This window comes from Nocardioides pacificus, assembly GCF_054775955.1.
In genome coordinates this window covers 72,560-91,130 of the sequence record NZ_BAAHCI010000011.1, presented here as the reverse complement: position 1 = coordinate 91,130, position 18,571 = coordinate 72,560, and the positions used below count along the sequence as shown (strand labels likewise).

At 71.2% G+C, this 18,571-nt stretch carries 18 protein-coding genes and 2 tRNA genes; 5 read left to right on the top strand and 15 right to left on the bottom strand.

Translation table 11 applies throughout. From position 1 onward, the window contains the following. Positions 1-113 precede the first annotated feature (113 nt). From tig to ACYU7L_RS14030, 8 genes are all read right to left on the bottom strand, one after another. Complete coding sequence (gene tig, locus ACYU7L_RS14065) at positions 114-1,538, bottom strand: trigger factor (RefSeq protein WP_460797693.1); 1,425 nt, start codon at positions 1,536-1,538, stop codon at positions 114-116. Between the two features lie 116 nt (positions 1,539-1,654). Then, positions 1,655-1,727, bottom strand: a tRNA-Pro gene (locus ACYU7L_RS14060). Positions 1,728-1,758: 31 nt separating this feature from the next. Next, positions 1,759-1,832: transfer RNA gene (locus tag ACYU7L_RS14055), tRNA-Gly, on the bottom strand. A gap of 90 nt (positions 1,833-1,922) precedes the next feature. Further along, positions 1,923-3,044 carry a PP2C family protein-serine/threonine phosphatase gene (locus ACYU7L_RS14050; protein WP_460797691.1) on the bottom strand — a complete coding sequence of 374 codons (1,122 nt, stop codon included), beginning with the start codon at positions 3,042-3,044 and terminating at the stop codon, positions 1,923-1,925. A gap of 29 nt (positions 3,045-3,073) precedes the next feature. Next, positions 3,074-3,919, bottom strand: coding sequence for an Fpg/Nei family DNA glycosylase (locus tag ACYU7L_RS14045; RefSeq protein WP_460797689.1), 846 nt, complete (start codon positions 3,917-3,919; stop codon positions 3,074-3,076). Further along, positions 3,912-4,418 (bottom strand): ribose-5-phosphate isomerase, encoded by a 507-nt coding sequence (locus ACYU7L_RS14040; protein ID WP_460797687.1) that lies wholly within the window; start codon positions 4,416-4,418, stop codon positions 3,912-3,914. Before ACYU7L_RS14040 ends, ACYU7L_RS14045 begins: the two co-directional genes overlap by 8 nt. A gap of 12 nt (positions 4,419-4,430) precedes the next feature. Further along, positions 4,431-5,342, bottom strand: coding sequence for an alpha/beta hydrolase (locus ACYU7L_RS14035; RefSeq protein ID WP_460797684.1), 912 nt, complete (start codon positions 5,340-5,342; stop codon positions 4,431-4,433). Continuing rightward, complete coding sequence (locus ACYU7L_RS14030; RefSeq protein WP_460797682.1) at positions 5,342-5,911, bottom strand: LURP-one-related/scramblase family protein; 570 nt, start codon at positions 5,909-5,911, stop codon at positions 5,342-5,344. The genes ACYU7L_RS14035 and ACYU7L_RS14030 overlap by 1 nt, the downstream gene beginning before the upstream one ends. Positions 5,912-6,012: 101 nt before the next feature. Here ACYU7L_RS14030 and ACYU7L_RS14025 point away from each other — a divergent pair, with 101 nt between their 5' ends. Next, positions 6,013-6,756 (top strand): SDR family NAD(P)-dependent oxidoreductase, encoded by a 744-nt coding sequence (locus ACYU7L_RS14025; RefSeq protein ID WP_460797680.1) that lies wholly within the window; start codon positions 6,013-6,015, stop codon positions 6,754-6,756. A 19-nt stretch (positions 6,757-6,775) separates the two neighbouring features. Here ACYU7L_RS14025 and ACYU7L_RS14020 read toward each other — a convergent pair whose 3' ends face one another. From ACYU7L_RS14020 to ACYU7L_RS14010, 3 genes are read right to left on the bottom strand one after another with little or no spacing between them, the layout of a single operon-like run. Beyond that, positions 6,776-7,249 carry a hemerythrin domain-containing protein gene (locus ACYU7L_RS14020; RefSeq protein WP_460797677.1) on the bottom strand — a complete coding sequence of 158 codons (474 nt, stop codon included), beginning with the start codon at positions 7,247-7,249 and terminating at the stop codon, positions 6,776-6,778. Positions 7,250-7,254: 5 nt separating this feature from the next. Beyond that, entirely contained in the window at positions 7,255-9,051 is a 1,797-nt protein-coding gene (gene metG / locus ACYU7L_RS14015) for a methionine--tRNA ligase (RefSeq protein WP_460797675.1), read from the bottom strand. Between the two features lie 43 nt (positions 9,052-9,094). Next, positions 9,095-10,339 carry an N-acetylmuramoyl-L-alanine amidase gene (locus ACYU7L_RS14010; protein WP_460797673.1) on the bottom strand — a complete coding sequence of 415 codons (1,245 nt, stop codon included), beginning with the start codon at positions 10,337-10,339 and terminating at the stop codon, positions 9,095-9,097. A gap of 99 nt (positions 10,340-10,438) precedes the next feature. On the opposite strand from ACYU7L_RS14010, the gene ACYU7L_RS14005 reads away from it, so the two are divergent. After that, positions 10,439-11,122 (top strand): GOLPH3/VPS74 family protein, encoded by a 684-nt coding sequence (locus ACYU7L_RS14005; RefSeq protein ID WP_460797672.1) that lies wholly within the window; start codon positions 10,439-10,441, stop codon positions 11,120-11,122. A 13-nt stretch (positions 11,123-11,135) separates the two neighbouring features. Here ACYU7L_RS14005 and ACYU7L_RS14000 read toward each other — a convergent pair whose 3' ends face one another. Both ACYU7L_RS14000 and ACYU7L_RS13995 read right to left on the bottom strand, forming a co-directional pair. Then, positions 11,136-11,735 carry a mycothiol-dependent nitroreductase Rv2466c family protein gene (locus ACYU7L_RS14000; RefSeq protein WP_460797669.1) on the bottom strand — a complete coding sequence of 200 codons (600 nt, stop codon included), beginning with the start codon at positions 11,733-11,735 and terminating at the stop codon, positions 11,136-11,138. Positions 11,736-11,796: 61 nt separating this feature from the next. After that, positions 11,797-13,458: a CHAP domain-containing protein gene (locus ACYU7L_RS13995; RefSeq protein ID WP_460797666.1), complete on the bottom strand. Its 1,662-nt coding sequence runs from the start codon at positions 13,456-13,458 to the stop codon at positions 11,797-11,799. 98 nt (positions 13,459-13,556) lie between these two features. Between ACYU7L_RS13995 and pepN the strand changes: the two genes are divergently transcribed. Next, complete coding sequence (gene pepN / locus ACYU7L_RS13990; RefSeq protein WP_460797664.1) at positions 13,557-16,103, top strand: aminopeptidase N; 2,547 nt, start codon at positions 13,557-13,559, stop codon at positions 16,101-16,103. 230 nt (positions 16,104-16,333) lie between these two features. Beyond that, positions 16,334-16,477, top strand: coding sequence for a hypothetical protein (locus tag ACYU7L_RS13985; RefSeq protein WP_460797661.1), 144 nt, complete (start codon positions 16,334-16,336; stop codon positions 16,475-16,477). 88 nt (positions 16,478-16,565) lie between these two features. Here ACYU7L_RS13985 and ACYU7L_RS13980 read toward each other — a convergent pair whose 3' ends face one another. After that, positions 16,566-16,937 (bottom strand): DUF5130 family protein, encoded by a 372-nt coding sequence (locus ACYU7L_RS13980; protein WP_460797657.1) that lies wholly within the window; start codon positions 16,935-16,937, stop codon positions 16,566-16,568. Beyond that, positions 16,915-17,277 (bottom strand): hypothetical protein, encoded by a 363-nt coding sequence (locus ACYU7L_RS13975; protein WP_460797655.1) that lies wholly within the window; start codon positions 17,275-17,277, stop codon positions 16,915-16,917. The genes ACYU7L_RS13980 and ACYU7L_RS13975 overlap by 23 nt, the downstream gene beginning before the upstream one ends. 202 nt (positions 17,278-17,479) lie before the next feature. Here ACYU7L_RS13975 and ACYU7L_RS13970 point away from each other — a divergent pair, with 202 nt between their 5' ends. Continuing rightward, positions 17,480-18,478: a mechanosensitive ion channel family protein gene (locus tag ACYU7L_RS13970; RefSeq protein ID WP_460797652.1), complete on the top strand. Its 999-nt coding sequence runs from the start codon at positions 17,480-17,482 to the stop codon at positions 18,476-18,478. Positions 18,479-18,571: the final 93 nt, after the last annotated feature.

The window sequence follows — 18,571 nt, the reverse complement described above, 5'->3', positions numbered from 1 at the left end:
CGCGCTCAGTGCGCAATCGTGCACCGAATGCGGGGTCTTCGCTCACGTGCCCAAGACGCAGCGACCCGCCCGGGGTGCCCCGGGCGGGTCGCTGGAGTCGTGCAGGTGGCCGATCAGGCCTGGGTGGGCTCCCCAGCCTCAGCCTCAGCCTCAGCCTCGGTGCCCTCGGTCTCGCCGTCAGCGTCGTCGGCGACCTCGGCCTCCGGCTCACCGATGGTGCCGTCGGGACGCAGGTTCTTCAGCTCGACCACGTTGCCGGAGGCGTCCTTGACCACGGCCGACTCGACCAGGGTCGCCAGCGCCTTGCCGCGCAGGATCTCCTGGACGAGGTCCGGGATGTGGTTGTGCTCGAACATGTGGTTCGCGAACTCCTGCGGGTCCTGACCGGACTGCTGGGCGCGACGCACCAGGTGGGAGGAGAGCTCGTTCTGGTCGATGCCGAACTCCTCCTTCTTGGCGATCTCGTCGAGGATGAACTGCGCGGCGACGGCGTCGCGGACACGGCGGTCCAGCTCGGCCTCGAACTCCTCCATGGTCTGCCCCTCGTCCTCGAGGTACTTGTCCATGGTGATGCCGGCCATCATCAGCTGCTGCTCGACGTTCTGGCGGCGCGCGTTGAGCTCGTCGGTGACCAGGCTCTCGGGGAGCGGGATCTCGACCTTCTCCAGCAGCGCCTCGAGGACGGCGTCACGGGCGGCAGCGGCCTGCTCGAGGCGCTTGCCCCGGCCGAGACGCTCGCGCACGTCGGCGCCGAGCTCCTCGGCGGTGTCGAACTCCGAGGCGATCTGGGCGAACTCGTCGTCGAACTCGGGCAGCTCCTGCTGCTGGACCTGCGTCACGGTCACCTCGACCTCGACGGACTGGCCCACGAGGTCGCCGCCGACCAGCTCGGAGGAGAAGGTGGTGGAGTCGCCGGCCTTCATGCCGGCGAGGGCCTCGTCGAGACCGTCGAGCATGCCGCCGCGACCGACCTTGTAGGACATCCCGGACACCTCGGCGCCCTCGACGATCTCTCCGTCCTGGGTGGCCTTGAGGTCGATGACCACGAAGTCGCCGTCGGCGGCCTCGCGCTCGACGTCGCTCAGCGTGCCGAAGCGCTCGCGCAGCGCCTCGATCTGCTCCTCGACGTCACTCTCGGTGACCTCGATGTCCTCGACCTCGGCCTCGAGGCCCTCGTAGGACGGCAGCGTGATCTGCGGCTTGATGTCGACCTCGGCGGTGAACTCGAGGGTCTCGTTGTCCTCGAACTTCGTCACCTCGATCTCGGGCTGGGCGAGCGGCTCGAGCGAGTTCTCCTGCAGCGCCTCGATGTACTTCTTCGGAAGCACCTCGTTGATCGCCTCGTCCAGCACGGCGGCCCGGCCGACCTGACGGTCGATGACCATCGGCGGGACCTTGCCGCGGCGGAAGCCGGGGACGTTGATCTGCTGGGCGATCTTCTTGTACGCCGCGTCGAGGCTCGGCTTGAGCTCCTCGAAGGGCACCTCGACGGTGAGCTTGGCCCGGGTGGGGGTCAAGGACTCGACGGCGCTCTTCACAGGTGTCTCCTTGGTGTTCTCAGTTGTTGCTGGCTTGGGACTCATGACGTGGAGTCATGGCTGGGACTCATGATCCGGGGTGGAGCAGGGACGTGCAGTTATGTCGTGCCGATCAGTCGGGGCGACAGGACTCGAACCTGCGGTCTCCTGCTCCCAAAGCAGGCGCGCTAGCCACTACGCTACGCCCCGCCAAGTCGGTCCGGTCAGGCCGGAACCGCCCTGGAGCGGATGACGGGAATCGAACCCGCGTAATCAGTTTGGAAGACTGAGGCTCTACCATTGAGCTACATCCGCGCGCACTCGCCACTGCTGCCACGAGCGCCGGAGTCATCGTGCCACATGGTCCCGGCCGGCCCCCAACCGAGGGCGGTTCGATCCGGCCGGTCAAGGGCGGTGCAGCAGCACCAGGGCGCGGTCGTCGTCCTGGGAGCCCAGCGCGTCGACGAGCCGATCGGCGCCGCCCTTGAAGCCCGAGCGCAGCAGCCGTTCGGCCTGTCCGAGCAGCTTGTCGATGCCCAGCCCGATGTCGCGACTGCGCGTCTCGACCATGCCGTCGGTGTAGAGCAGCAGCGCGTCGCCCGGCCCCAGGCTGCCCCGCGCGGTGCGGAACTCGGCCTCCTCCACGAGCCCGAGCACCGGCCCCTCGCTGTCCTGGACGATCCAGCGGCCCGATCCGGCGTGCAGCTGCGCCGCGGGCGGATGGCCGGCCGTGCGGATCTCGTAGGCACCGGTGGTCAGGTCGAGGGAGAGGTGCACCGCCGTGGCGAAGCCCTCGTCCCAGCCCTGGCGCAGCAGGTAGTCGTTGGCGGCCGGCAGGAACGACTCGGCCGGGAGCGCCCCGAGGAGCCCCCCGAACGCGCCGGAGAGGAGCAGCGCGCGGGTGCCTGCCTGCTCGCCCTTGCCGGAGACGTCCACGACCGCCACCTCGAGGCGATCCCCGTCCTCGGCGCGGGACGCCACCACGAAGTCGCCGGCGAACGGCGTGCCACCTGCCGAGCGGAGCGCCGACTCGGCGTGCCAGGCGTCCGGCAGCTCCGGCAGCCGGCCCTGGTTGAGGATCCGGTCGCGCAGGTCGATGAACATCGACTCCCCCATCGCGCCCCCGACCCCGAGCCGGGAACGACGGAAGGAGGTGAGCAGTACGACGAGCCCGGCCAGGAAGAGGATCGCCACCGTGACGACGAGCCGCGCGTTGATCTCCGGCTGGTTGGCGACCACGACGGCGAGCCAGCCGAGGGTGTAGACCACGAACCAGGGGAGCTGGCGCGGGCCCAGGGTGAGGCTGCCGATGACGAGGGGCAGGACGAAGACGGTGAGCGGCACCACGTCGGTCCACAGCAGCCCCGCGACGCCGCCGACGGTGGAGGCAGCGAGCAGGACCCGCAGGGTGCGATCGGTCTGGGACGGCACCCGCCTCACCTGCGCCGCACGCCGCGACGTCGCGCGGCGCAGCCGACGCGTCACTCCCGGCTGGCTGGGGCGACTGGCGGCACGGACAGAGCTCATCGGCCCTCCTCCGGCTCCTCGAGACGTGCTCACTCTACGGCCCGCGAGCGGAACCGGGGTTGGCAACGCGGACACCAGAAGAGGTTGCGCGCCGCCATCACCTCCGTGCGCACGCCGGTGCCGCAGACGTGGCAGGGCTGCCCGCTCCGGCGGTAGACGTAGACCTCTCCCCCGTGGTCGTCGACGCGCGGCGGGCGCCCCATCGCCTCCGGGGTGTGCTCGGGACGGACGGTGTCGATCCGGTTGGTCTCGACCCCGAGCGCCATCAGCTCCACGAGGTCGTCCCAGATCGCGCGGAACTGGGAGACCCGCAGAGTCCTTCCCGCGCGCTGCGGATCGATCCGGTGCCGGAAGAGCACCTCGGCGCGATAGACGTTGCCGACGCCGGCCAGCACGCTCTGGTCCATCAGCAGCGCACCGACGGAGGTGCGGCTGCGGCGGATCCGCTCCCAGGCCCGGGTCCAGTCCGCGTCGGGGCGCAGCGGGTCGGGCCCGATGCGGGCGATGACGGCATCGCGCTGCTCGCGCGTCAGCAGCGCGCAGGTGGTGGCACCGCGCAGGTCGGCGTACGACGCGGGGCGGTCGAGGGAGACCAGCCGGAGCCGGACCTGACCGACGGGGTCGGGGACCTCGTCGACCCCGTGGTGCACGGCGAACTTGCCGTAGAGGCCGAGATGGACGTGCACGAACCGCTCCCCCGCGAAGGTGAGGAACAGGTGCTTGCCCCAGGCCGCTGCGCCGTCCAGGACGCTGCCGTCGACGAGTGCAGCGGCGTCGGCGAAGCGGCCCTGGGGGCTGCCGACGCGCACGTCGCGGCCGGCGAAGGCGTGCGAGAGGTCGCGCGCCAGGCGATGGAGGGTGTGACCCTCAGGCATTCGGGCCCTGCAGGGCCGACTCCGGCAGCGGCGGCAGCTCGCGTGTGGTCTCGTACTCGCCGACCTGGGTGATGCGCCGGACGTGTCGCTCGTCGCCGCTGAACGCCGTGGCGAGGAAGACCTCCACGAAGCGGGTCATCTCCTCCAGGGTGTGCATGCGACCGCCGACCGAGATCACGTTGGCGTCGTTGTGCTCGCGCGCCAGCACGGCCGTCTCCTCCGACCACACCAGCGCGGAGCGCACGCCGATGACCTTGTTGGCCGCCATCTGCTCGCCGTTGCCGGAGCCGCCGATGACGACACCGAGGCTGTCGAGCCCCTCGGCCTGCTCCGCGGCGACGCTCTCGGCGGCGCGCAGGCAGAAGACCGGGTAGTCGTCCAGGGCGTCGTAGACGAAGGGGCCGTGGTCGACGACCTCGTGGCCGTGGTCGACCAGCCAGGCGAGCAGGTGGTCCTTGAGTTCGAGGCCGGCGTGGTCGGAACCGAGGTGAACGCGCATGGGCGCATTCTCTCAGTCGCAGTGCATCCTCAAGAAACCGGCCGCCTGCTGCATCAGGGGCTCTGCGGCGTCGAACACATCGGGGTGGCGCCAGAAGCCGTGCACCTGTCCCTGGTAGCGCGTCGCCACGACTCGTACCCCGGCCTCGGCGAGGAGGACGGCGAGGTGCTCGGCCTCGTCGCGCAGCGGGTCGTGCTCGGCAGAGACGACCAGGGTCGGCGGCAGCGTGTGCAGCTCGGTGGAGAGCAGCGGCGCGAGGTCCGGATCGCGCAGGTCCTCGGGGTGGGCGGCGTACTGCTCCCAGTACCAGGCGGCCTCGCGGGCGTCGAAGCCCTCCGCCTCGGCGTACGACGCGAAGCCCTGGGTCGGGTCGAGGAAGGGGTAGATCAGCACGACCGCCCGGAACCGGCCCGGATGACGCAGCGCCGCGACCAGGGCGAGGTTGGCGCCCGCGCTGTCGCCGTGGACGTACGTCGGGCCCGTCAGGCCGAGTGCGTCCGCGTGCTCGTCGAGCCACGCCACGACGGTGTCGACGTCGTCGGGAGCCGCGGGGAACCGGTGCTCGGGCGGGCGCCGGTAGTCCACGCTGAGCACCGCCATCCCGCTGCGGTTGGCCAGCCGGCGGGCTGCCGCGTCGTGCACGTCGATGTCGTTGAACACGAAGCCGCCGCCGTGCAGGTGCACGACCAGACCGCCGGCCGAGCCGCCGTCGCCGTCGCTGGTCGAGCCTGTGGAGACCCGGTACAGCCGGCAGCGCACCCCGTCGGCATCCACGTCGCGCACCTCGGCGACGTCCTCGCGCGGCTGGCGCGCCGCCTCCACCCGGGCGGCCGCGCGCGCGGCGGCCACGTCGTACCCCGGCTCGTGCACCTTCGGCTCGCCCGCGTGCGACTCGACCGCTCGGCGGGCCTGAGCGAACAGCATCAGCGTGCCATCAACGCGTCCAGTCCGACGGCCATCGCGGCGGCGACGCGGAAGTCGACGCGCTGGTCGGGGACGCGGACGGTGTACTTGTCGCGCAGCGACATCTGCCGCTCACTCGACATCAGCAGCGCCCCGGAGGGCTCCTTGAAGTCGAAGTGCACCGGCAGGAAGGGCAGGTCGGTGAAGCGGCGCAGCATCGCGACGACCTGGTTGCGCTCCTGGCCGGTGCCCGCGAAGCCGGGGCCCTCGATGTGGAACGTCGAGCGCAGCAGGCTGGCCCCGAAGTCCTTCTTGAAGAAGCCGATCTGCCGGCCGGTCTCGTCGGTCACGTCATAGCCGGAGCCCAGGTCGATCGCCTTGCGGGCCTTGAAGCCGAAGACCGGACGGGTCTTGGCGGCGTCGGAGAAGAACGTCACCTGCTCCTTGAAGGCCAGGCGCTTCTGCTCCGCGAGCGCCATCAGCTGGCCCTCGCTCCCGTCGGGGTTCATCGCGACGATCTCGTAGCGGTTGATCATCATGGTGATCTTCTGCTTGACGTAGAAGCCCGGCAGATACATCTCGGCAGTCATGGCCCGAACCCTACGGTGCCCCGCTCAGCAGGAGCGCGCGACGCGACCTGCTCCCCCGCTGCCTAGCCTGCGACCTCACCTTCGAGGGAACGGAGCGGCTCATGCGACTGGACGGCAAGGTGGCCATCGTCACCGGCGGGGCGGGAGGCATCGGACGCGGCATCGTGCGCGCGTTCGTCGCCGAGGGAGCACGGGTCGTGTTCGTCGACGTCGACGCCGACCGCGGGGCCGACCTGGCCGGCGAGCTGGGCGAGTCGACCAGGTTCCTGGCCCTCGACATCTCCCGCGAGGAGAGCGCGGCCGCGATCCGCGAGGCGGCGCTCGACGCGTTCGGCGCCATCGACGTGCTGGTGAACAACGCGCACGCCTCGCGTCAGGCGTCGCTGCTGGAGTCCACCCAGGAGATGTTCGACCTCTCCTTCGGCACCGGCTTCTACCCCGCCTTCTGGCTGATGCGGGCCTGCCACCCGGACCTCGCCCGAGCCCAGGGCTCGGTCGTCAACTTCGGCTCCGGCGCCGGCCTGCGCGGCAACCCGCACCAGCTCACCTACGCCGCGGCCAAGGAGGCGGTGCGTGCGATGAGCCGGGTGGCGGCCCACGAGTGGGCCCGCGACGGGATCAACGTCAACGTGATCTGCCCGCTGGCTCGCACCGAGGGCGTGGAGGCCTTCATCGCCGAGCACCCCGAGCAGGAGCAGGTGCTGGTGCGCAGCACGCCGCTGGGACGACTCGGCGACCCCGAGTCCGACATCGGCCGGGTCGCGGTGTTCCTGGCCAGCGAGGACGCGTCCTACATGACCGGCCAGACGCTGATGGTCGACGGCGGGTCGATCATGCTGCGCTGAGCGGTCTCGGGAGCCGGCGCTAGTCCGCGATGAGCTGCCGGCCCGGGTGGGCCCGCTGCCACGCAGCGATCGCCTCGTCCCACTGTGGCCCGTCGAGGGTGGTGAGCGTCGGCGGGAAGAGCCCGTCCTCCTCGCGGCTGATGTGCTCGCCGAGCTCGACCATCTCCCGGCGGATCCGCTCGCGGTGCTCGGGCAGGTCGAGGTCGAGGGAGACCAGGAAGGCGTCGAGCTCGCGGTGCTCGGCCATCAGGGGCTCGATGTAGTCGGCGTAGAGCTCCTCGGTCTCCGCCATCACCTTGAACACGCCCTCCTCCTCCCCCTGCCAGTGGCTGCGCAGCAGCGGGACCATCTGGGCGAAGTAGTCGGCCGCCACCGCGCGCTCGCCCTCGTCGAGCGCGCGCAGACCGTGGTCCGCGAGCTCGGTGACCTGCTCGTGCTCCGCGATGTAGTCGCGGATGAGCGGGATCTGCCGGCAGCCGCAGTAGTGGCACATGCGGCTCAGCCTGCCAGCCGGGCGAGCTCGTCGTCGACGATCGAGGGGTCGAGCTTGGTGAACACCGGCGTCGGCTTCGCGACCGGCGTGCCCACGGCGAGCGGCGTACGGCGCCAGGCGCGGGCGGTGGTGTAGTCCCCCGTGATGATCGGGTACGACGCGCCGCCGTCGAGGTCGTCGGCCTCCTCGATGCGCGGCATCGGCTGGACGTCGCCGGCACCACCGAACACCGCGTCGACCGTGTTCGCCGAGAACGGCAGGAACGGCGAGAGCACGGTGTTGAGGTCCGAGACGCACTGCGCCATCACGTGCAGGATCGTGCCGAGCCGCTCCCGGTCGGCCGGGTCCTTGGCCAGCTTCCAGGGCTCGTGGTCGGTGACGTACTTGTTGACCTCGGCGACCGCTCGCATCGCCTCGCCGATCGCGGCCTTCTGCCGGTGCCGGCCGATGAGGTCGCCGACGACGCCGAAGGCCGCGTCGGTGTGGTCGAGCACGGCTCGGTCGGCGTCGGTCAGGTCGCCGGCGGCCGGGAGCTCGCCGAAGTTCTTCGCGACCAGGGTGGCGGTGCGGTTGACCAGGTTGCCCCAGCCGGCGACCAGCTCGTCGTTGGTGCGGCGCACGAACTCGGCCCAGGTGAAGTCGCTGTCCTGGTTCTCCGGCCCGGCCGCGGCGACGAAGTAGCGGAACGCGTCGGGCTGGTAGCGCTCGAGCATGTCGCGGACGTAGATGACGACCTTCTTCGACGAGGAGAACTTCTTGCCCTCCATCGTCAGGAACTCGCTCGAGACCACCTCGGTCGGCAGGTTGAGGTCACCCATCGGACCGGCCTCGCCGCCGTGCTGGCCCTTGCCGGAGTAGGCCAGCAGCTCGGCGGGCCAGATCTGGCTGTGGAAGGTGATGTTGTCCTTGCCCATGAAGTAGTAGGACAGCGCCTCGGGGTCGTTCCACCAGGCGCGCCAGGCGTCCGCGTCGCCGGTGCGGCGGGCCCACTCGATGCTCGCGGAGAGGTAGCCCACGACCGCGTCGAACCACACGTAGAGCTTCTTGGTCGGGTTGTCGCGCCAGCCGTCGAGCGGCACCGGGATGCCCCAGTCGATGTCGCGCGTCATCGCGCGCGGCTTGATCTCCTTGAGGATGTTCTGGCTGAAGCGGATCACGTTGGGTCGCCAGGTGCCGGACGCCTCGCGCTCGTCGAGCCACTCCCCCAGCGCCTCGGCCAGCGCCGGCAGGTCGAGGAAGAAGTGCTGGGTCTCGATGAACTCCGGGGTCTCCCCGTTGATCTTCGAGCGCGGGTTCTTCAGCTCGTGGGGGTCGAGCTGGTTGCCGCAGGTGTCGCACTGGTCGCCGCGGGCGCCCTCGGCCCCGCAGATGGGGCAGGTGCCCTCGATGTAGCGGTCCGGGAGAGTGCGCCCCGTCGACGGCGAGATCGCGCCGTACGTCGTCTTCTCGACGAAGTAGCCGTTGGCGTGGACGCCCGTGAAGAGGTCCTGCACCACCTTGTAGTGGTTGGGCGTCGTGGTCCGCGTGTAGAGGTCGTAGGAGACGCCCAGCCCGCAGAGGTCCTCGGCGATCATCCGGTGGTTGGTGTCGGCCAGCTGCTGCGCGGTGACGCCGGCCTCGTCGGCCGCGATCAGGATCGGCGTGCCGTGCTCGTCGGTGCCGGAGACCATGAGCACGTCGTGCCCTGCCATCCGCATGTAACGGCTGAAGACGTCGGAGGGCACGCCGAAGCCGGCGACGTGACCGATGTGACGGGGGCCGTTGGCGTAGGGCCAGGCGACTGCGGACAGGACTCTGCTCATGAGGGTGATCCTAGGAGGAGGGGCGGACGTGCCGGACGGCGCATCAGCGCCCGTGCCGGTCGGCGAGCCGCTGGGCCCGGCGACGGATGCCTGGGAGCAGATCGTGGAGGTCGCCTCCCGGGCACGCGGTCTGGTTGGTGTCCCGGTGCCCGTCGATCGCCTTGAGCCACACCCGCTGCCCGGCCGGGAAGCGGTCGCTGCCCTGGGACCGGACCCGTGAGGTGCCGGCCGGCCGCTTGCCCGCGCGGTCGAGCTTCCAGGCGGAGAGTCGCACGAGCTTCGTCACCGCGCGCTTCCACGGGGCGACGCCCTCGTGGTTGCCGATCAGGGCCACGCCCACCGAGGTGTGGTTGAACCCGAGTGTGTGCGCACCGCGGACGGGCTTGTTGGGTCCGCCGGCCCGGCCCACCCAGGCGCGGCCGAACTTGTCGACCAGGAAGTTGTAGCCGAGGTCGGACCAGCCCAGGTCGCGGGTGTGGTAGCTGTACATGCCGCGGATCATCGCCGGCACGTCGGCGCGCGAGTAGGAGTTGCCGGTGGCCGTGTGGTGCACGTGGACCTGCTGGATCCGGCGGTTGTAGCGCGGCGGGCTGGTGCGCCACGACTCCCGGGCACCCCACTGCTTGCGGCCGAGCAGCCAGGGCCGGGGGGCGAAGCGGCGCTCGCCGGCACGGGCCTGCACGGTGCCGGTTCGAGAGACGGTGCTGGCCCGGGAGGCGGTGCCGGCTGAGGTGGCGGCAGGGGCTGCCGGCCGTGCGTCGCTCGGCCGGGCGGCCGGGTCGAGCAGCACCAGCGAGAGGCCGCGCGGCTGCCCGCCGCGGATCCGGACCTGGACGGCGTCGGACCTCGGCACCCAGGCCAGCTGGGAGCCGCTCACCCGCGCGGCCCGGCCCTCGGCCCCGTCGGCCACGTCGGTCAGCGGCTCGGCGGTCGTCCACGGGCCCCAGCCGGCCTGCGTCCGGGTCCGGAAGGCGAGGCCCCGCCCCGCCGCCTGGTCCTGCCAGGTCAGCGCCACCATCCGGAAGCCGGAGGTCGGCAGTGCCGCGGTGCGTCGTACGGCGGATCCGGCGCGCGCCGACCGCAGCAGCGCCCGCGGGAGCGGCACCTCCGCGCGGCGGACTCCCGCCCCGGACGGATCGACGAGCCGCACCCGCTCGGGGGCGACCGCCGAGGGAGACACCTCCGCCGGGAGGGCCGGCGCTGGAGCGGCCAGTAGGGCTGCCAGCAGACCCACCACGCTGGCGGGGACTGCGGCTCGGACACGGACATGTGCGGGAAGCAGGCTCATGACCCGGTCCATCTTGCGTCACGCAACCGCCTCCGTCGAACCGGGAGCCGAGGACCGAGGACCCATGACGCGGCGTCCGGCGCGGCCTAGGGTCGAGACATGAGCCTGATCGCGGAGGACCTGCTGCTGCTCCTGCTCGACGACGAGACGGGCCGGCTCACCCAGACCCACGACCCGGAGCCGCTCCTGGGCGGCGCGGTCCTGATCGAGCTGGCGCTCGCGGGCACCCTCGAGGTCCACCGCGGCGAGGGCCGCTGGTCGCGCAGCACCGTGCGCCTCGTGCCCGGTGCGCCCGCGCCGCAGGACCAGGTGCTCGTCGACGGCCTCGCGATCGTCGCGCGCAAGGAGCGCGCCGCTCAGGATCTCGTGGCCCCGCTGGGCAAGGGGCTTCGTCAGGTCCTGCTCGCCCGGCTCGAGACGCAGGGCATCCTCGAGCGGCGCGAGGACAAGGTCCTCGGGCTGTTCCCCCGGCACCGCTGGCCGGCGCGGGCGACGGAGCACGAGGACGGGGTGCGACACGCGATCGCGGACGCTCTGCGCTCCGGTGTCGCAGCGGACCCGCACATCGGCGCCCTGATCGCGCTGCTGTCCGCGGTCGACCGGATCCACAAGGTGATCGTGCTCGACGACCTCTCCGACAAGGAGGTCCGGCACCGGGCCAAGGTGATCGCCGATGACGACTGGGCCGCCGAGGCCGTCAAGGACGCCGTCGCCGCGGCCCAGGCGGCCATGGTCGCGGTGATGGTCGCGACCACGGTGGCCACCGGTGCCGCCGGCAACTGACCCGGCCGTGAGCTCAGCTGAAGTCGAGGTCCCCGGTCCGCGAGCGCTTGAGCTCGAAGAACTGCGGGTAGGCCGCGAGCGCCACCGCACCGTCCCACACCTTGCCGGCCTCCTCGCCGCGCGGGATGCTGCCCAGCACGGGCCCGAAGAACGCGACGCCCTCGATCGCGATGGTCGGCGTCCCGACGTCGTCGCCGACCTGGTCCATCCCACGGTGGTGCGACGCCGCGATCGCGTCGTCGTACTCCGTGCTGTCCATGGCAGCAGCCAGCTCGGTGGGCAGCCCGGCCTCGGCGAGCGAGGCCTCGATCAGCTCGCGGGAGATCTCCTCCTGGCCCAGGTGGATCCGGTTGCCCATCGCCGTGTAGAGCGGCAGCAGGGCCTCCTTGCCGTGCGCCTGCTCCGCCGCCATGCAGACCCGGACCGGCCCCCAGGCGTCGGCGAGCATGTCGCGGTACTCCTGCGAGATGTCCTTGTCCTGGTTGAGGTAGGCCAGGCTCATCACGTGCCACGTCACGGAGATGTCGCGCACCTTCTCCACCTCGAGGATCCATCGTGAGGTGATCCAGGCGAACGGGCACTTGGGGTCGAACCAGAAGTCAGCGTTGGTCATGTCAGCAGTCAACCGCGCTGTACCGACGCCCATTCCCGCCCCAGTTCATCGGCGGCGCGGCTCAGCGGCGTCGCGGCACCCTCAGGACCAGCCGCGCGCTGGCGGGGCTGAAGACAGCGGTCCCGGCATAGGAGGCCCGGACCACCTGACGTCCCGCCTTGAGCCCCCGGATCAGCAGGTGCGCCCGACCGTCGACGACCCGGCGGACGAGGGTCCGGCCACCGATCCTCAGCGTGACCTTGCCGCTCGGCGCGGCGGCACCGGCCACGGTGAGGTCCAGGTCGAGCACGGCCTTTCCGGGCGCCCCTGTCCCCGCGATCACCAGCTTGGACGAGGTCTGCACCGGGCCGTTCGCCGCGAGCGTCTCGCTCGCGCTGCGGTAGCCGGTCCGGCTCAGGTCGACGCGGACCGAGACGCGCGACCCGATGTCCTCGGGCGCCAGCAGATAGCTCGGCCCGGTGGCCCCGGCGATGGGCCGGCCGTCGCGCAGCCAGGTGTAGGCCACGCGTGCGTCGGCGGGGCTGAAGGTCCCCGGGCGGACCGTGAGCTCGCGTCCCAGCCGTGGCCAGCCGGCCAGGGCGAACGCCTGCTGGACCTCGATGTCAGGGGCCAGCACGGGGCCGGTCGCCGCCGAGCTCACGACCGCCTTGCGGTAGCCGGCAGTCTGCGCGCTCACCACCGCGGTGATCGTGCGGTCGACCTGTGCCTGCCCCAGCCGCAGCTGCCACCCGGTGGCCCCGAGGATCGGCTCGCCGTCGGCATGCCACTGGATGGTGCTCGTGGTCGGGGTCGGCTCGAACGTGCCCGGGGTCGCCGTCAAGACCTCGTCGACCTGGGCGTTCCCGCTGATCGCGGGAGGCGTGGCGGTGCGCAGGGTGCCCAGCTCGACGGCTGGCGTCGTGGTGGAGACGGCGCTGCCGGCGACGTACCCCGGCCGGGTGGCCGTGACCCGCACGGAGAGCTGCTTGCCACGCTGCTGCCGGGTCGGTGTGAAGGTCTCGGCGGTGGCTCCCGGGATCACCGCGCCGTCGGCCAGCCACTGCACAGAGGGGGTGGCGACCGGCTTCCAGGCGCCGGCCGACGCCCGCAGGGTGGTGCCGACGGCCGGGGTGCCCTCCACGGCGGGCGGAGCCGTCGGGAGCACGGTCGCGTCGTTGAAATGGATGAAGCCGGTGGGCCAGCCGCGCCCCGAGCGGGTGATCCGGCGCCAGGAGAAGTCGCCGCCCCAGCTGTCCTCGGACACGACGATCTCGGAACTGGAGACGACCTGCTCGATGTAGGCGACGTGGCCGCTGGACCCGCCGCCCGGCGTGCCGGCCCTCCACCAGGCGATCGCCCCGACCATCGGGGTGCCGTCGGTGATCGAGCTCATCGCGACGCCCCAGTTGGTGGCGTTGCCGCTGCCCGACCAGGGTCGGACGTTGGGCATCCCGCCGCGCACCAGTCGGTAGGCGACGTAGTTGGTGCAGTTGTGGCCCGCATACATCCGCCACCACATCGTGGAGCCCTGCTGCGCGTAGCCGGCGTGTCCGTAGCCTGCCTGCTTGCACGTGGCATAGCCCTTGCACAGGTACGACGAGTCCGCCGAGGCGGGCGCGGCCGGGACGACGAGCAGCGCCGCCAGCGCCATCAGCAGCGCCATCGTCGGGGCCATCACGCCCCTCAGAGGGGCCAACAGGGTCGCCACGAGGCGGCGGCGGGAGGCATGTGGCTGGTGTGGCACGGGAGTACTCTAGTGAAGGATGTCAAGTCCGACACGCCGTTCAGGCAACTACATTGGTGTAGTTCGGCGCCCCGGCTCCCGGGTGAGAGGATGCGCCTATGCCTGGAACCAACCTCACACGGGACGAGGCGGCCACCCGCGCCGCACTCCTCGACGTCACGTCGTACTCCATCGACCTGGATCTCACGACCGGCGACAAGACCTTCGGGTCGACCACCACGATCCGCTTCACCTGCAGCGAGCCCGGCGCGACGACGTTCGCCGACCTCGTCGGAGCGACGATCCACGAGATCACGCTCAACGGGCGCAGCATCGACCCGGAGGCGGCGTACGCCGACAGCCGGATCCGCCTCGACGGTCTCGACGCCGACAACGAGCTGGTCGTCCGCGCCGACTGCACCTACAGCCGCACCGGCGAGGGGCTGCACCGCTTCGTCGACCCCGCCGACGACAGGGTCTACCTCTACAGCCAGTTCGAGGTGCCTGACGCTCGCCGCGTCTACACGACGTTCGAGCAGCCCGACCTGAAGTCCGTCTTCACGTTCACCGTCTCCGCCCCCTCGCACTGGAAGGTCGTGTCCAACGCCGCGACCCCCGAGCCGCGCGACGCCGGGGACGGCACGGCCGCGTGGGCCTTCCCGACCACCGAGCGGATGTCGACCTACATCACCGCCCTGGTCGCCGGCGAGTACCACGAGGTGCGCGACACCTACGAGGGTCGCCACGGCGAGATCTCGCTGGGCCACTTCTGCCGCCAGTCGATCAAGGAGCACCTCGACGTCGACGAGCTCGTCGCGATCACCAAGCAGGGCTTCGCGTTCTTCGAGGACGCCTTCGACTACCCCTACCCGTTCGGCAAGTACGACCAGCTCTACGTGCCGGAGTACAACATGGGCGCGATGGAGAACGCCGGCTGTGTGACGTTCCGCGACGAGTACCTCCCCCGCTCGCGCCAGGTGCACGCGTTCTACGAGCAGCGCGCCAACACCGTGCTCCACGAGATGGCGCACATGTGGTTCGGCGACCTCGTCACGATGCGCTGGTGGGACGACCTGTGGCTCAACGAGTCCTTCGCCGAATGGGCCTCCCACCACGCGATGGTCAACGCGACCGAGTACACCGAGGCGTGGACCGGCTTCACCAACGCCCGCAAGAACTGGGCCTACCGCCAGGACCAGCTGCCCTCCACCCACCCGATCGCGGCCGACAACTTCGACCTCGAGGCCGTCGAGGTGAACTTCGACGGCATCACCTACGCCAAGGGCGCCTCGACGCTCAAGCAGCTGGTGGCCTGGGTCGGCATCGACGAGTTCCTCGCGGGGCTGCGCACCTACTTCAAGGCGCACGAGTTCTCGAACTCCGAGTTCAGCGACCTGCTGACCTCGCTGGAGCGCTCGTCGGGGCGCGAGCTCGCCTCCTGGGCCCAGGAGTGGCTGCAGACCTCCGGCGTCAACACGCTGACGCCCGTGTTCGACGTCGACGCCGCCGGCTGCTTCACGTCGTTCTCCGTGGCGCAGACCGCGGACGAGCAGTTCCCCACCCTGCGCCGCCACCGGATCGGCGTGGGCCTCTACGACCTCGTCGACGGCCGGCTCGTGCGTCGTACGTCGGTCGAGATCGACGTGGCCGGCGCCACCACCGACGTGTCCGCGCTCGTCGGCGAGCGTCAGCCCGACCTCGTCCTACTCAACGACGGCGACCTGACCTACGCCAAGATCCGCCTCGACGAGCGCTCGCTAGCGACCGCGGTGGCGCACATCGACAAGGTCGACGACTCGCTGGCACGTGCCCTGCTCTGGGGCGCCACCTGGGACATGACCCGCGACGCGGAGATGAGCGCGACCGATTTTGTGGCGCTGGTGCTGCGCGGGATCGGCACGGAGACCGACCTCACCGCCGTCAGCCGGCTGCCCGTCTACGCCCGGACCGCGGTGAGCTACTACGCCGCGCCGGCCGGCCGCGACGCCCTCGCCGCCCAGTGGGAGGACGGGCTCCGCTCGCTCCTGTCCGCCGCCGAGGCCGGCTCCGACCACCAGCTGGCCTTCGCTCGGGCGTTCGCCTCCGCCGCCCACACCGACGGCGCCCTCGACCACGTCGCGGGACTGCTGGACGGCTCGGTCACGCTGGAGGGTCTCGCTGTCGACACCGACCTGCGCTGGACGCTTCTCGCGGCCCTGGCCCGCCACGGGCGCGCCGACGAGACGCGCATCGCCGAGGAGGCCGCCCGCGACAACACGATCTCGGGCCAGGAGCGCGCCGCGATGGCGCTCACCGTGCGCCCCACCGCCGAGGCCAAGGCCCAGGCGTGGCGCGACGCGATCGAGCGCGACGACATCCCCAACGAGACCCAGCGCCAGATCGCCGCGAGCTTCCAGGTGAGCGGCCAGGCCGAGCTGCTCGCGCCGTACCTCGAGCGCTACCTCACCGTCGCCGAGACGATCTGGGAGGACAAGGGCACCCAGCGGGCCTCGACCGCTCTGGAGTACATGTTCCCCATGCCGCTGGTCTCCCCCGAGACGCTCGCCCGCATCGACGAGTGGCTCGCGGCATCCCAGGCCAACCCGGCCGCCAAGCGCTACGTCCGCGAGGGCCGCTCCGACATGGCTCGCGCGCTGGCCGCCCAGGAGCGCGACGCCAGGGCGTGAGCCCGCACCACCCCTTGTAACGCGGGGTTATGCCGACTGCCGCAGCGTTCTGACGCTGGGGCAGAGGGCATAACCCCGCGTTACATTTCGGCGGGACTGGAGCGGCGGGACCGCGGCGCGCCACGGCGACCCCCTGCCCGTGGAGGAAGACGTCTGAAATCTGCGCGGACTGGACGCCTGAGTGGGGAAGGACTACCTTAGGTGAACAGAAAGTGAACAGGAGGTGTCCCATGAGCGTTCCCGAGATGTCCGCCATGCAGCGCGACCAGCTGAGGATGACGTGGGTCGAGGTTCGCGACCACAGGGGCCGCACGCACCTGGAGGCCCACTGGGTCTCCGCGAGCACCCCAGCCGCGCCGGCCGCCGCCGCCTGAGGCAGCAGCCCACCACGACGAGAACCGCCCCTGTCCGCTGAAGCGGACAGGGGCGGTTCTGTGTCTGGTGGCGCCTCCGGGCGAGGCCTCAGCCGCAGGCGTGGGCGGCAAGCATCTGGATCCCCCGGCGCAGACCGCCGACGAGCTCGTCCTGGGCGAAGTCCGAGCTCATCGCCTGCGCGGCCAGCTCGGTCTCGGCGTCGCTGAGATGGCGCCGCACGTGGGCGCCGGTGACGATCTCCAGGGCGCGGGCCGTCGGGTCCACCATGATCAGCACGCTGCGTGCCGGTGCGGCGAGGGTGTTGTGCAGGCGGGTGGCGAAGGCGTGGGAGTCTCCCTCCGCCGTGCCGACGAAGACAGAGAACTCACACCGACTCAGTTCCTCCGCCTTGCGAATCGTCTGGTCGATGTCGCGCCGTTCGGCTGCGGTGAAGCGGTCACCACCCGGCACGAGCGCCACCGGCCTGCGACTCGGCGTCGTCGGGGGTGGCCAGCTCGGCGGTGCCCTTGCGGGGGCCGCCGAACCACTCGTCGCGGCCCTGGGAGCCCGGGGCCGACTTGTTGCCGCGCGCGAGCGACGGCAACAGGACGAGGAACGTGATCAGCAGCGCCAGCAGCAGCGGGGCGCCGACGATGACGACGAGCGCGTCCAGGGTGTTCACCTCGTCAGGCTCGCTCCAGCCCACGGGCACGTCCGCGAGGGCGGGGGTCGCGGTGAGGAGGAGGCCGGTGGTCGCCGCCGTCACGACGACAGCGCGGGCGGCACGGCGGGGGGCGGAGGTCTTCGACAGGGCGGTCACACGGCCAAGGATATCGGCTCAGCGAGGTGGGTCCAGCCAGCGTCCCTCCCGTGACCACCACGACGGTCGCGCCGGCACTCTCCGACGGCCCCTCCCCCCCTTCCGACCGAGCGCTCACCAGCACACCCCGATACTGGTCGTCATGTTCGGACTGGAGACTGTTGACCCGTGTGAACCCGACCAGGCCATCTCCTGCCGCGTCATGTGGAAGATGACCGGCAACGAGACGGCCTCCCAGACCGCCGAGATCCTCCTGGGGAAGCCGACGGCCATTCTCGGCCTGATCATCTTCGGGCTGCTCGCCCGATGGGTGCTGCACCGGCTGATCGACCGGGTGGTCGCGCGCGCCGAGGACGGCGTCCTCCCCAGCCGGGTGAGCCGGATGAGCCTGGGCCACACTCCCCTGACGCAGGGGCTGAGCACCGCACCGACCAGCCAGCGGAGGGTGCAGCGGACCCGGACGATGGGCTCGCTGCTGAAGAGCATCCTCACCGGCGTCGTCTTCGCGATCACCGCGGTGATGGTGATGGCCGAGGTGGGCGTCAACATCACGCCGATCATCGCCAGCGCCGGGATCCTCGGCCTCGCCCTCGGCTTCGGTGCGCAGACCCTGGTCAAGGACTTCCTCTCGGGCATCTTCATGATCTTCGAGGACCAGTACGGCGTGGGCGACGTGGTCGACGTCGGGGAGGCAAGCGGCACCGTCGAGGCGGTGGGCCTGCGGGTCACCCGGCTGCGCGACATCAACGGGACCGTCTGGTACGTCCGCAACGGCGAGATCCTGCGGGTGGGCAACATGAGCCAGAACTGGGCGCGCTCGGTCATCGACGTCGGCGTCGCCTACCACGAGGACCTGGTCAAGGTGCGCCGCGTGCTGCAGGAGGTCGCCCACGACCTGTGGCAGGACGACGACTTCCGGGGCCTGGTCATCGAGGAGCCCGAGGTCTGGGGGGTCGAGGCGCTCGCCGCCGATGCCGTGACGGTGCGGGTGGCGCTCAAGACCGCGCCGATGGAGCAGTGGGCCGTCGCCCGCGAGATGCGGCAGCGGATCAAGGCGCGCTTCGACTACGAGGGGATCGAGATCCCCTTCGCCCAGCGGGTGATCTGGCACCGCGAGGGCGGCGAGCCCGTCGAGGTCCCGGACAAGGCCCCCGCGGAGACCCACCACCCGGGCGAGGACACCCACCACCCAGCAACCTGACCGTCGCAGAACCACACACGGCCGTCGCCACCCGCGGAGGATGGCGACGGCCGTGTGCGTCAGGCGGTGCGCCTCAGGAGAGCGAGGCGGTGC